Annotated in this window: 11 protein-coding genes; all 11 read right to left on the bottom strand. The window is 32.1% G+C overall.

Going from position 1 to position 14,633, the window contains the following annotated elements; all coding sequences use genetic code 11:
* Positions 1-41: 41 nt before the first annotated feature.
* Positions 42-638, bottom strand: a complete 597-nt coding sequence (locus CHRY9293_RS02120; RefSeq protein ID WP_162031387.1) for a hypothetical protein — start codon at positions 636-638, stop codon at positions 42-44.
* 54 nt (positions 639-692) lie between these two features.
* A complete protein-coding gene (locus CHRY9293_RS02125) occupies positions 693-3,077 on the bottom strand; it encodes a TonB-dependent receptor (RefSeq protein WP_162031388.1) in 2,385 nt (794 codons plus the stop codon).
* Between the two features lie 206 nt (positions 3,078-3,283).
* Positions 3,284-3,640, bottom strand: a complete 357-nt coding sequence (locus tag CHRY9293_RS02130) for a hypothetical protein (RefSeq protein ID WP_162031389.1) — start codon at positions 3,638-3,640, stop codon at positions 3,284-3,286.
* Positions 3,641-3,710: 70 nt separating this feature from the next.
* Positions 3,711-5,639, bottom strand: a complete 1,929-nt coding sequence (locus CHRY9293_RS02135) for an ABC-F family ATP-binding cassette domain-containing protein (protein WP_162031390.1) — start codon at positions 5,637-5,639, stop codon at positions 3,711-3,713.
* Between the two features lie 121 nt (positions 5,640-5,760).
* Positions 5,761-6,381, bottom strand: coding sequence for a DUF5715 family protein (locus CHRY9293_RS02140; RefSeq protein ID WP_162031391.1), 621 nt, complete (start codon positions 6,379-6,381; stop codon positions 5,761-5,763).
* Positions 6,382-6,503: 122 nt separating this feature from the next.
* Positions 6,504-7,118, bottom strand: coding sequence for a response regulator transcription factor (locus CHRY9293_RS02145; protein ID WP_162031392.1), 615 nt, complete (start codon positions 7,116-7,118; stop codon positions 6,504-6,506).
* Between the two features lie 23 nt (positions 7,119-7,141).
* Positions 7,142-10,105, bottom strand: a complete 2,964-nt coding sequence (locus CHRY9293_RS02150) for a sensor histidine kinase (protein ID WP_162031393.1) — start codon at positions 10,103-10,105, stop codon at positions 7,142-7,144.
* 294 nt (positions 10,106-10,399) lie between these two features.
* Positions 10,400-12,298 carry a fibrobacter succinogenes major paralogous domain-containing protein gene (locus CHRY9293_RS02155; RefSeq protein WP_162031394.1) on the bottom strand — a complete coding sequence of 633 codons (1,899 nt, stop codon included), beginning with the start codon at positions 12,296-12,298 and terminating at the stop codon, positions 10,400-10,402.
* A 512-nt stretch (positions 12,299-12,810) separates the two neighbouring features.
* Positions 12,811-13,572 carry a hypothetical protein gene (locus CHRY9293_RS02160; protein WP_162031395.1) on the bottom strand — a complete coding sequence of 254 codons (762 nt, stop codon included), beginning with the start codon at positions 13,570-13,572 and terminating at the stop codon, positions 12,811-12,813.
* A gap of 172 nt (positions 13,573-13,744) precedes the next feature.
* Positions 13,745-14,068 (bottom strand): helix-turn-helix domain-containing protein, encoded by a 324-nt coding sequence (locus CHRY9293_RS02165; protein WP_162031396.1) that lies wholly within the window; start codon positions 14,066-14,068, stop codon positions 13,745-13,747.
* 99 nt (positions 14,069-14,167) lie between these two features.
* Positions 14,168-14,614, bottom strand: a complete 447-nt coding sequence (locus tag CHRY9293_RS02170; protein WP_162031397.1) for a transposase — start codon at positions 14,612-14,614, stop codon at positions 14,168-14,170.
* Between the last annotated feature and the right edge of the window lie 19 nt (positions 14,615-14,633).

Genomic DNA, 14,633 nt, shown 5'->3' on the forward strand with positions numbered 1-14,633 from the left:
TGAATTCTTCAATGGTTTTTTTAACAAGATTAAAAGGTATATTAGTTTATAATATTATAACTTGCCTGGGCATCAGTTTCTCCTCCCACCTGCGTTCCGAAAATGATTCCATTTCCATTTGTTTGAGAGTCTTCAGTAACACTTGCCGGCTCATGATATAAAGTGAAGATCAATTGACTTGTTGCTGAAGGATTCTTTTTCGCTTTGTTCACCACCCATTCTGTTCTCAATCCTACGCGCTTTTCATCACCCCTTGTAGAGTTAGCATCATCTGTACGAGTTAAAGAAATATCAGAATTTGGGAAATTAAAAATTAAAAAATGTTCATTTTTCGCATCTATGATTTCCTGAGTTACATCTTCATTTCCATTTTTAAACTCTGCAATTACTTCATATGTTTTTCCGTCTTGTAGCTGAATTGTCGGAGCTCCCCCTGCTCCCATACTATAATTATATGGAATTGCCGGAGCCGTGCTCCCTGGAGAAATATCTCTTACTTTTAAAATAATATTGGTAAGCTCCTCCTGCGGAAGGTCATCTTCTGCCACTGAACCATTTCTCTGACAAGAAACGATAGTAATTGCGATCATTAAAACAGCTAATACATTGATTATATTTTTAGTATTGAATAATTTCATTTTTTTTTAATTTTTAAGGTTGTAAATTGTATTGTAATAATTTTTTTGAAGTCTTTAGAACCTGTATCTAAAGTTTAAAATAAAATTTCTACCTGCCTCATCCGCAAAGAATCTCATTCGATTCAAATAGTCTCTATATGAAACATTGAAAAGATTATTTACAATAAGACCTGCAGAAAGATTTTTGCTAATATTGATCCCCATTTGGATATTCCAAAGAGAATAGCCTGCTGGTGGAGTACTCAAATCAACTTCTTTTTGTTCTTCTTCCCCGTTTATATAAATAGGAATAGTTGCATTATAAACCGGAAATCTGTCTTGCTTTAAAAACGTCTGATTTTCTACTATACAATAGAAATGATTCCAGTTTTCTTTATTGAATTGCAATGCATTTGAAAAATTCGGAGGCATCATCAAAATCAATGGAACACCGTGTGTCTCGTCTTGTCCATACACATAACTTCCTTTTCCTATATACGAAAAATGATTGGTAAGTTTAAAGTTAATATCTAAGTCTATACCATACATTTTGGCATCAATTTGCTGATACGACCAAACAGGAAATACTCCTCTGATTGTATTTTGGACTCCTGTCGGAACTTCATTAATGAAATTTTTAGTAATAAAAAGATAAGGATTCACAGAGATATTTAATCCTTTCAATACATTGAATTTTGAATCCACCGTTAGATTAAATTGATGCCCTTGTTCATTTTTCAATCCCATATCTCCAATTTCAATTACGGAAGCAGAATGATGCAGTCCGTCTGAAAACAATTCAGCAATATTGGGGGTTCTTCCCACTTTCGCATAATTAAATTTCACATCCAAGATTGAATTTGGGCGATATTCTAAGCCTGCATTGAATGAAAAATTCTGATAATTCAATTGAGGACGTGTAAGAATTCTGTTTTGATTCGTTTTTACATAAAACTGAGGATAAGAATCTGCATACCGTTTTTCCCAATCACTTTTGTCATACCATTTCGTCACATCATAGCGAGTGAAATCATATCTTACTCCTGCCTCTACATTAAAATCATGCGAAATTTTATATTTGAAAATAGAATACATTCCGGCAGCATATTTGTCATAATTTGGAATCAAGCGTCTCGCCTCTGTTGCAGGATCTGAATAATTATTTTGAAAACTCGCATCTAATCCTGTTTCCAAAGAAAACTTACCTCTCTCCAATAAATCATTAAGATTGAATTGATGCGTCATTAATTCCAAATCTAAAGATGGCGTATCTGCTAAATCTCCTCTTCTGATATCATATTCTTGTCTATGATTATACTGATAGCTGTAAGTTGCAGAAATTTTTCCGATATTTTCAAACCTTTTGAACGCTGAAACTTTTGCAATATGATGCTCAATCACTTGTCTCGGATTATCGATATCATAACTGAAATTTCCCGTATATACCGGAATTTTTGAAGTAGCTGCATTATAGAAATCTTCATTATTACCAACATGAGAGCCTCTATAAATTCCTATATTTTGGTTGGTTAAATAATAATCAAATGAAATTCCCCTTTCATAGGTATTATTTTGAACGGTAAAATTGAAGGAAGAAAAATCCATTCCCGTATTCATCAAATTATAATCGGGAGCATGTTGATCTCCTAATTTTTTGATACCTCCACCCGATTTCACTGCCCATCCGTTTTTCCATACTTTTGCTACGTCTACTTCCAGTCCAAGACCTCTTCCATTAGAAATTCCGGATAGATTTACAGAACCTTTTATGGTATCTTTTTTAGGGAAAACTTCAGGTTCCATAACGACCACTCCACCAATCGCATCACTTCCATACTTCAACGCAGAAGCTCCTTTGATCACGTCGATATGTTGAAAATTATTAATATCAACACTCGGTGCATGCTCAACTCCCCACTCTTGTTCCGCAAGCTTTACTCCATTATTCAGAATAGAAATCCTACTTCCATATAACCCATGAATAATAGGTTTAGAAATATTATTTCCCGTTTTCAATGCACTAACACCCGAAATTTTCGAGAGCAAATTCCCCAGATTATCCGTAGAATTCCTTTCAATTTCAGATTTATCGAGTATTTTAATAGATAAAGAACCATTCCTTTTGTGACTTCCGTGAATGGTTACCGTTTCAATATCTTGAACATGGTGCTCAAGGGTAATATTCAAATGCATGTCCTGACTAACTCCTATATTTTCAGTATAATCATTACAATCAGGGTGATTTACCATAAGTACATATTGTCCTGCAGGTATTTTACTAAAAGAAAATTTCCCTTTTTTATCTGTTTTTGTAGAAAACTCTCCAATTTTTACCACCGCACTTTCCAACATTGTTTTGTCATGGAAATCTTGGACAATTCCTTCTACCCTATAAGTTTGTTGTGCGTTTGTAAATGCCAACCCGCAAAGGATTAACATTAAGCTATATATCAATTTCATTGTTAAATAGATTGATTAGGTACTTTTTATAAAGTACATTTTTTCGAAAAATAGATCGGATATATTATATAACAATTTATAACATACACTGTATGAAGTATATTATAATGTCCTCTATCTCTTAAAATCATTAAGCCATTTAATAGCTAAAATTTTACTAATAAAAAACTTAAGAAATAGGATAAATCCAATAAGAAAATCTATAATTATGAAATAGCGGGAGGTCCCCGAAGCTGAAATGTAAATTTAGTCTGAGACCATATTTTCTCCTGAACGAGTATAATTTCTTCTACTTCATGGGTGTACGCTTCAAAAGAAAAGGTAAATTCTTCAGGAACTAAAGTATGTCCATTAGCAAGAAAATGACAAGCCAAACATTCTCCGGCTTTTTCCTTTGCTATATTTTTGGAGATGGAATGTTCTGCTTTTTTAAGATTTAAATTCTTGAAATAATCCACAGAATCATGATGATGAAAACTTTGAAAAAATAACGCAATAAAGTATATTCCAAACAAGAGCTTGGAAATAAAACCTTTACAATTTTCGTTTTTTTCAAAAATCATACTTCAAAATTATAAAAATAATTTAATTTTTAAATCAAATATTAATTAAAATTCCATTAACACTATAATATTAATCAAGTTGTGATCCCAAATACTCCCATTCTTGTAGAGCCAATTCCAGCTCTTCTTTAGCTTTATTATACGTTTCTAATGTTTCCTCAGAAGGGTTTTCTTTGGTAAAAGAACTTTCCATTTCTTGCACTTTAATTTCAAGCTCAGAAATTTTCTCTTCAATCTTTTTTAATTTATTTTGAATATTTTTTTGTTCTTTACTTATAATTGTTGAAGACTTTTCCTCAACAATTGTTTCTTTAGGAGATTGTTTTACCTCAACTTTAGGTTCATCACTATGAAGTTTGGCCTTTTCAGCAGAAATCTCTCTTATCGTTTCTTTTTGTCTGTACTCTAGATATTCATTAATACTTCCTAAAAACTCTTTCATTTTTCCTTCACGGAATTCGAAGATTTTATCACAAAGACCTTGTAAAAATTCTCTGTCGTGAGAGATGACAATCAGTGTACCTTCAAATTTTTGAAGCGCCAGTTTGATGATTTCCTTAGATTGAATGTCCAAGTGATTGGTAGGCTCATCCATTATCAAGGTATTGAAGGGGCGTAATAGCAATTTACAAAGTGCTAAACGATTTCTTTCTCCTCCGGAAAGTACTTTTGTTTTTTTTGTTACGGCCTCACCCTGAAATAAGAAAGATCCTAGTAAATCTCTTACTCTTGGTCTTGTTTCTTCTGTTGCAGCATCTTCTGCTTCTTCCAACACTGTTTTATTGGGAGTTAAAACTTCTTCCTGATTTTGGGCAAAATACCCAATATTGACATTATGTCCTAAATTCCACATTCCGGAATACTCTTTAATATCTCCGGCAAGAATTTTAGCTAAGGTAGTTTTCCCTTGTCCATTTTGGCCTAACAGAGCAATTCTATCTCCTCTCTGGACAAAAAAGTCTACCTCATCAAAAATTTGTTTCTGCCCATAGGCTTTACCTAGGTTTTCTGCTTCAAAAATTACTTTCCCGGGAACAACAGATTGAACGAAACGGATATTAAATTTCGAAACATCTTCATTATCGACCTCTATTCGTTCAATTTTATCTAATTTTTTAATAAGTGATTGTGCAAAAGATGCTTTTGTCGCACTCGCACGGAACTTATTAATATTATCCTCCATTTGTTTGATTTCCGCATCTTGATTCTTCTTAGCCTGAATAAGCTTTTCACGACGCTCTTCACGCATCACCAAATATTTTGAATAATTGGCTTTGTAATCATCCACTTTTTTATTGTTGATATCAAACGTTCGGTTACAAACCGCTGTCATAAATTGTTTATCGTGACTCACTAACACAATAGCTCCCGGATAATCTTTAAGAAAATTTTCTAACCAGATAATGGATTCCATATCCAAGTGATTAGTCGGTTCATCAAGAAGCATGATATCATTTTTCTGAAGTAAAAGCTTTGCCAGCTCTATTCTCATTCTCCAACCTCCGGAAAATTCATCTGTGATCTTTTGGAAATCTTCTGCTTTAAACCCTAAACCAAATAATACTTTTTCCATATCACCTTCCAAATTGTAGGCATCATGGTTCATGAGTAGATCATTGAGATCTGTCATTTTATTGATTAAGTCGGTATAAGAGTCACTTTCATAATCCGTTCGAGTTGCCATCTGGTGATTGACTTCATCAAGTTCATTTTTCCAGCTATTAATCTGTTCAAATGCTTGCATTGTTTCATTCCACACAGTTCTTCCTTTTACAAAATCAAGATCTTGCTTTAGGAAGCCAATCGTAATATTTCCTTCAGGAACTACATTTCCTTCATAGAAGTTAATTTCTCCTGAAAGCATTTTTAATAACGTGGATTTCCCGGCTCCATTTTTACCTACTAAACCTACTTTATCATCTTTTTTAATTGTGAAATTCACATTTTGAAACAAATAGTTTCCCGAATGATGTAACCCTAAACCTTGAACAGAAAGCATGTTATTTTAATGATTATAAATGAATAATGAATTTTCGGGTGCAAAAATACGGAAAAAGAAATGAATGAACTACAAATAAAAAAACTCCTTTTACAAGGAGTTTCATATTATCGTTAAATAATCAATAATTTCTAACCGTAATGTGATAACAACTTTGTTGTTTTTCTTTGATATAATAAATCTTTCCTGTATTTGCAAAATATTGCAAGACCTTTTCCAACGCTTGTTCCATTTTGGGATTGTATTTTAAAACATCATTAAATCTTATATAAGAAATATCAAAGGAATTTCCATAATTATGTGAGCTTAATCCTAAAGAAGCATTAGAATTAATATGTCTTAATTTACACTGATCTTCCAAAGTTCGTGTAATGGACGTTACTGTAAAGGTATGTCCTTTTGTTTCTTTAGTAAACCTCATCCCTATTTTTTCTAAGATTAAGGAAGCCTTTGAAACCATCCAAGCACTGCTATAATTCAATTTTTGTACACGATATCCTTTTCCTTTCTTTTTGATTGCATGGAACTTTCCGTTAGAAATATACTTCCGAATAGTTTTGGTGTCTTTAAGTAATTTTACTCCAAAGCTCTTTGATGCATCAAGATGAAGTTTATAAAGAGGAGTTGGTTCAACCTTTAATACATCCATCAAATCATAACAGGATGTTTTTTTACTAGGGTTTTGGGAATAATGAAGATTAAAAATAAAAGTTACATAAATCATGCATAACAACCTTTTCATTAAATAGCCTTTTAAGTTTGCTCGAAAATAGTCATTTTTACAATATGATTCAATACCAAGAAAGAAATTGTGTAAATAACCTTTAAAAATACAAAACCCTCATCTTTTATTTCAGAGTATCCTTAATGTAGATCATTATATATTAGAAAAATTTCTATCGTATTTTCCACATCTAGTTTTTCATATATTCTTTTTTTATAAGTTCCTACGGTAGGGGGTTCTAAATTTAAAATACTTGCAATTTCAAGATTTCCATTTCCTTTTGCCAATAACTCGAAAACTTCATACTCTCTTTTTGATAATATCGTTCTGGGATCATTATTTTCTGAATTATTTCTCATTTTTTTTATAATTTGACGCGAATAATAAAATCCATCCTTAAATACATTATTTACGGCATCAACTAAACTTTCCTCATCACTTAACTTGTTTAGGAAGCCATCTGCTCCCTCATGAATATATTGAATCGCTATATGTTCCTTATAATTTGAAAATATGATAATCAACACATCCTCTTGAATAGTTTTTAATTCTTTAACCATTCCCTTACGAATACTTCCAGGCATATCAATATCCAGAAATATAAGGTCAAATCTATCGATTTTTAATTTTTCTTTAACCTCCGGATAGTTGATGGCATATTCAATGGAGTAATCCGGGAACGTCTTATTAAGAACGAGGGCAGTTCCTACTCGAACCACATGGTGGTCATCTGCAATTAATATTTTTTTACTCATAGTGTGATAATATTTATATTGTGTTATAATTGTGGGTCTAAAATTATACTTACAATGGTTCCATGGGGAACATTGGCCTGAAAACGCATTTGTGTATTAGTTTTTTTAACTAATTGAACAACCATATGTAAACCTAATCCATAATCCTTAAACTCGTCCCTTCCCTGGAGAACCTCAGTATAATAATCCATTTGTTCTTGAGACATTCCTATCCCTTTATCAGCTATTTTAATTTCAACATACTTATCATTTATTTCTGTAGAAATTATAATTTCACTTTTTACCGTATGCTTTACTGCATTATCAATAAGATTATGTAATATTGCCCCCATCACATCTCTATTTATATTGATTTTCAATTTTTGATCACAAGAATTCTTGATAAAGGTCCCGTTCTGCTTGGCAATATTTTGGAATATTAATATTTTTTCTTGTACTAAGGGATAAAGCACATATTCCTCACTCTTAATATCAATTTTTTCTTTATACAATTGAGTATAGGATTTTAACCCGAGAGTAAATTTGTATAATTGCTCGGCCGATTCATAAATGCTCTCAAAATATTCTTTTTGAACAGAAGGACTGTCTATTTCACGAAGCTGTTGTGATAGTAAAGAGATAAATCTTAAAGGACTGGTAATGTCATGACTTATTGATTCTACCAACTGTTGTTGATATTGGGACTCATTTTTCAGTTTGATTTTGGTTATCGTAAGATTATGACTTGTTTTTTTCAGCTTTTTATTCAAAGAATATGTTCTTATTCTTATAAGAAAAACAATGATTGTAAGTCCTAAAGCAATAACTAAAATCCGAAATAAAAAGGTTTCATAAAATCGCGGAAGAATCTCAACACCTACTTTTTTATAAGCAAAAGTCCCGTTTTCTGAAGTTATAAATCGAACCAATAAGTTATATTTTCCGGGTGGCATCTTATTGATCGTATATTTTCTATCATTATTAATCACTTTCCATTCTCCCCTATTATCTTTTTCCAGCTTGGCTTCCATATAAGTATTTTCTATGTCCTTATAATAATAAGGAATGTCTATATATATATCGGTCACTTTATAGGTTCCGTCAATCGAAAGATTATTTTTAAAAGCTATTGGTTTATTATCAATAGATGCTCTTTCAATAAAGATATGATCCTGCTTTGGAAAATATGTTTTTATTTCATCAGGGTTAAAAAAAACAAATCCTTCCATGGAAGGAAAAACAAAGTCTCCATCTTCCAATATATTAGCAGCTGGAGTAGAACTTCCATTAAATTCATTATTTAAAAAACCATGTTCAGTAGTATATCTATAATAATTTACTTGAGTTTTTTTATCCTTGACATAGTTGAGTAATTTTTTTTTAGCAATCTTAAATAATCCGTTATTGGAACTGATCCAAAAATCATTTTTATGATCTTCCAAAATCATATGTGCTTCTGCTAAATAATTATTTCTATCATTAGGCAGCTTAAAAAGTGTATTATTTTTAAAGAAAAAAAATCCATTCCCATGTGTAGTAACCCAAAGATTTCCATCTTTAGTTTTTATAATATTCTTAATGGAGATATTGGCAGCAAGTTTTTTTTCTATTTTATTTTTTTTAACAGAGACTAAATACAATCCATCATCACATCCTACATATAACAAATCATCATTTAAGCTCAATATAACATTCACACCGGAAGGAAATAATATTTTATTTCTAATACAACTAAAACTTTCATCAGTAAAAAAATACAAGAAGCGTGGAGCCATTTTGGTATCGAAAACCGTCATCATATGTTCTTTTCCACTTTTAAAAACGGCTTTCATTCTCCTGAAATAATTAATAGAATCTTCTTTAATAAAATTTGACTTTTTACTACGTATCCGAATCTTAGAGAAATACTCATAAATCAAATTATGAGAACTATCATACAAAATAGCCCTAGGATCCATTCCTCTTTTATAGGGAAATATAAGTCTAGTTTTATCTCTATAATATTCAATCCCCTCTTGAGTAATAACAGAATTTTTACTGTATGGTAAAGCTGCATATATAGACTCCTGGGCATAAGGAATTTTTTTTTGAGAAGTGTAAAATTTTGTAAGAGTCAAAATATTAAGTCCTTTTGTAAGAGTCCCCATATATAATTTCCCAAATTCTTCATCGTAAAACATAGATGTTGAGAATTCTCTTTCAAGATTATCATATTTAACTAGATGCACTAACACCAATTTATTATTAATCAACTTACTTATATAAATATTCCCGCCATTAAGAATAAAAACTTGGTTGGTTATCGAGTGCCAATAAATGTTAGATTTAGGATCATTATATAATGTCGGAGTATTATCATAATATGCTTTTCCTTCATGAAAAAATACTGTTCTTCTTCGTTCTGGCTCCGCTATAAATAAATAGTCATTATGGGAGAAAATACTTCTTAAATTTTTGGAAGTATATCTAAAATTTATATTTTCTTTTTTTAATTTATCTTTATTTTCAAACTCAATATCCCCGTCATTATTTAAATAATATATTCCTGAACCTATCTTAATAAAAAAAGAATCAATACTATTATCATTTAATAAACTATTTTTTACTAGCCTATAGTATTTATTTTTAATAAAAGAACTGTCATCTTTTTTCTTGGACCACATTGGATTTCTTTTAGATATAATGACACTCCGATCATCATGAAGAACTGGAACACTTATACTATCCTTATCCACATTTCCGAAAAAATTACCCCCATATATTCTATCAAAATTCTTATAGATTAGAAACTTTTTTCCATCGTATTTTAGTAACCCAGATTTTGTAGAAAACCATATAAAGCCATACTTATCTTTAATGATATCAATAATGCTATTTTGTGGCAACTCTTCCCCATTACCACTTCCATACCCGTTTCCATACCATTTATAACTGTAATTTTGAGTATGTGCCTGTATAAAAAATAAGAGAAAAAGTAAACAATATAGCCTCATTTGTGATATTCCCATCGTGTTTTCGTGACAAATATAGCGAACTACACCTATATAAATGTAATAATAAATCTACAAAAAAAACACCACATAATGACAATTTCAATTGAAAATATTAAAAATACTTATAAGGAATTTTTATGAAAAGTATATTTCCCGGAAGGTATATTGATCTAAAAAACAAAATTCCGGAGAAGATTATCTCCGGAACAAAAATACATTAAGGATGATGAATGATGTATCTACACTAATTTATAATTTTTATATAATGTATTTTTTATATTATATTAAATTAAAATAAATACTATTCATTTATTCTTGGATACAACGAACCGGTTGACCATTGGTTTTTTTATCCGAACGTGCAGGAAATATCTCACCTGATAAAAGATTAAAGTTATGGCCATAGGCATTAGTATTATCAATAGCTGTACTACTTGAGTAACCACCTCCTAATCCTCGGTTTTCCAAGGATCCATTATTGATAGAGCGTCCTCCAGTAGCCGGTAGTGTTATTTTATTATTTCCGCAAGTATAAATAAGAGCAGATCCAAAATTGGAAGCACTATTGGTGAAGGAACCTGTTTTACTAACAGTACTATTATTTCTTAGAGCACCCCATTCGTTTCTTGTTGGGACACGGAATCCTGAAGGGCATGGATCATTTGCTGTTTTCATAGGAGCATTTTCATTTCCACTTCCATTCCAAGACAAATCAGGAGCATAAAACGCAGCATCCCATCCACTTATAGCACCTGCTGGCGTATCAGCGTCCGCTACAATCGTACTACTTCCCCACTGGTAATAATTTCCATGAATTTGCTTTATAGGAATATCCGGATCAAGACTTGTATCTGCTCCTAAATTATGTGCCATCCAGACTTTCGTCGTATTATTCCCCATACACATCGTCACTACACTTCCGCCTCCCGCTGTGGTCACTACTGTACTTACATTACATGAGACATTGCCAAAACTAATAGGAATAGACATCGTCAAGGCACTGGTTGGAATACCCGAGATAGTATATATAAAATTCCCATTTCCGGTGGCTAATGTTCCCGCAGGCAGTGTAAAGGTTAAACCATTTTGGCTAAACTGTTGCTGAGGATAAGAGTCACCATTTCCTCCTGTGTAAGGAATAGTAAGAGTGCCCGTATAAGACTGCCCTTGAATGATAGATGCCGGAGAGAATACACCGTTACCACAATCTATTGAAGTAACACTTGCAGTAAAATCATCTACATCCACCGTAAATGTACACGTTTTTTCTCCTACCGTAATGTTAAAACTAGCCGTACCCGCACCTGAAGGTATACCAGTAATCTCAAATACCAAAGAACCATTCCCATCAGAGATAAATCCATCATTTATATGGGCAACTAACCCGGTTACTCCCGTAGAATTAAAGTTCCCCGCAAAGTGCGTTCCATTATGGCCTCCCGAATAAGGGATAGTGGTAGTTACTCCACTTACTATAATTCCGGAATGTAAAGCGCCTGAAGTAGTTGCGTTTGCGCATTGAAGATCATCAATAATTCCGGTAGCAACATTTGTCGAGCATAACGAGCCCCAATTAGGGGTAGTAGGAGCAACAGAATCATTGATCATTAAGCATCCTTTATTCGCACCAAAACAATCTGTACAAAAAACAACAAGGCCATACAAAGGATTCTGTATCGCATCCATCTGAACTTTAGTCATTCGCGGAGGCAAAAGTCCAAGGGTAGTACTGGTAAGATCCAATATGGCTGAAGGATCGGGAGAGCTTGTCCCCATCCCAATTCTTCCACCGGTAAAACCTAAATTATTTCCATCCATTATAACATGACGTGTACTAGATAAAGTTCCATCTGAGTTATAGATATTACTACTACTCCCCAATTTTTTCCACCGATTTTGACCAGCATCAAAATAATAGAATCCGACCTCATCAATTTGAACCGTCTGTCCTATCTGATTGGCATTACTGGCAGGTTGCGTAACAAATACTATAACACCATTCTGATTTGATCCATACGTTCCTAAGGTGGAAGCAGTAAAAAGAACATCTCCCGTGAGTTTAGGAACAAGAATCCCTTCGGGTAAACTACCATCGGTATTTTTTGCCACAATATCTACAGTGGCCTTCGGAGAAGGGGTGTTTATCCCAACCTGTCCCGAAGTCATTATACCAATAAAAACTAAAGGTAATAATTTTCTCTTTTTCATTGTTTTCAAGTGTATTATGAGTTATTAGTGAAGCACAACATATTTGTGCTTTCTTCAAAAAATTCATTTTGTTTTTGAAAACCCAAAGAATAAAACTCCCAATGATTATTTATTGTTGAACTATTTAGTAAAATCCCAGAGGTACGATTTCCTTTTGGATCTCGTGTATCACATTACAATGAAAACATTTTATTTATAGTGTATATACAATCATTCATACATCTCAATGTGATCTGAATTAGAAAATAGAATAAATATTTCCGGTTATTTTTTCCTTTGTTTTTTATATTTAACAAAAGTCGTTTTTATTTGAGCTAAAATACAGACCATTCCATTTTAAGAATGAATGGATTCAATGATACGATTGTAGAATTACGATGACACGAAAACTTTTTGGCAACTCCAGCTTTATTTCTATATTCCTATAAATAAGGCGTTCTGCCTCTTCCATTAAAATCTGACAGAAACGCCTTAATAAAATAGTAATAATATAATCCTTCTTTAAAAACGATTTATTTTTGGAACTCAACAAAAATATACCCCAAAGCCCCAAAACCTAAACTATCTCCGTCAGCAATATGCACATTCACTCTATAATAAGTTCTATCTACATAAGAGAAAAAAGAAAATTGAGCATGCCCATCCTGTATACAGTTCATAGGAGCCATTGTAATATCCATAAATGTAGGAGAAATAGTGGTTGGCAAAGTATTCACAAAGCCCGTAGTGTTTTGGGCAGACAGATAAGCGCCATGAATCATTCCTATATTATTTGAACCCGAAGTAGAACGTATTTGCATATAAGAATTAGCTCCCGAACAGTTCGTATTAGCATACCTGAATTCAAGAGTTCCAATAGTAATTAAAGAATTAGAAGCCACATTCTGATCAATACTAAATGATTTAAATGCGGTTAATATAGGAGCTGTACTTTGAACTCCTACATTACCATTACTATCAATTCCTAGACTTGCTATATTACTGTTGGGAAGTGTAGAACTATTAATATTATTAAACTTCAAACCTGAAATTCCATTCGTTCCCGAAGTAATTTCCAATTTTGCCGTAGGGTTTGTTACTCCTATTCCTATATTTCCCTCCGGTGTTACCACCACATCATTGGCTTGTTGTGCAACAGAAGGCATACCTATTGTTGGATTATCTTTTCCTCCATCAATATTAAAAGTCCCTTGAGGATTAATTGTATTAATACCGACTTGCCCTGATACAATACAACTACTCACTAATAAAAATAATGAAAATTTTTTCTTCATGGTTAATAAAGTTTTAAATGTTTTAATATTATCATTTTTATCTATCATTATAGATAAATGTTCTATTTTTATAATTCTCTTTGTATTTTAATGAGTACTGAGAAATATCATAAAGTATTTATTGAAACTAGCTATCTAATAAAAGAATTTGAGGAAAAAACCTTGCTATCTCTTACACAAGATATCTCTTTTTCCATTTCCTAAGAGTGTATCGGCTCAACTTAAAATGTTTGGCCACTTGAGAATTATTAAGCCTATTTTGTTTTTGATAATCCAATATATATAAAACACTAGACTGATTATAAGCTTTGTGGTTTTGGTTAAAAGATTCTGTTTTTTCATCAACAGTATCAAAAATTCTTTTATTCAAATCTATAATATCTATTGTCGATAATATTTCTTTATTGAGAAGATCTTTACATATCTCCTTTTTTTCCGGGTATTTTTGGTCCAAAATATCCGAAAAAATGCGTTTATAATTAATCGTGGATTTCATTCTAATTAACAGTTTATTTACATTGTTTTTTTAATATTCTTACTTAAAAAGGGAATATTTTAATTAAGGGGTGTAGAATAAGAGACATTTCTTTCTCCATTATTCTATAGTCTGTCCATATTTTATGAGCCATGTATGCAACGTGCTGGAAGGGACTCCATAATCTTCCATAATTTTTTGAGGGGTCTTCTTTCCTTTATTGATAAGATCCAAAATAAAATCAATAATCCCTTTGGAATAAATATTCTTCCGAAACTCTAAAGGTTTACTACTCTTTTTTGGACTCTTTGCCCAAGAGGTTGAATACCGCGTATAAAGAATAAGATGTTGAGAATAAATTCTGAAAAAATCATACTTTAGGAGTTTACTCCAGGCTAGCAAAATATCCAAATCCAGACTGTTAGAAGCATACATTTTTTCCAGTTCCTCTTCTTCACAATTAAAAAGACTACAGATATCGAAGGAATCTATTCTATCTTCCAACACTTTAAGATGAATCAATTCCCCTATATGAAAATTCTTAAACGTAAAGGGTTTCCTTTTCATACTTACATTGAATTAAAAA

This window comes from Chryseobacterium potabilaquae, from assembly GCF_902728265.1.
Taxonomy (GTDB): domain Bacteria; phylum Bacteroidota; class Bacteroidia; order Flavobacteriales; family Weeksellaceae; genus Chryseobacterium; species Chryseobacterium potabilaquae.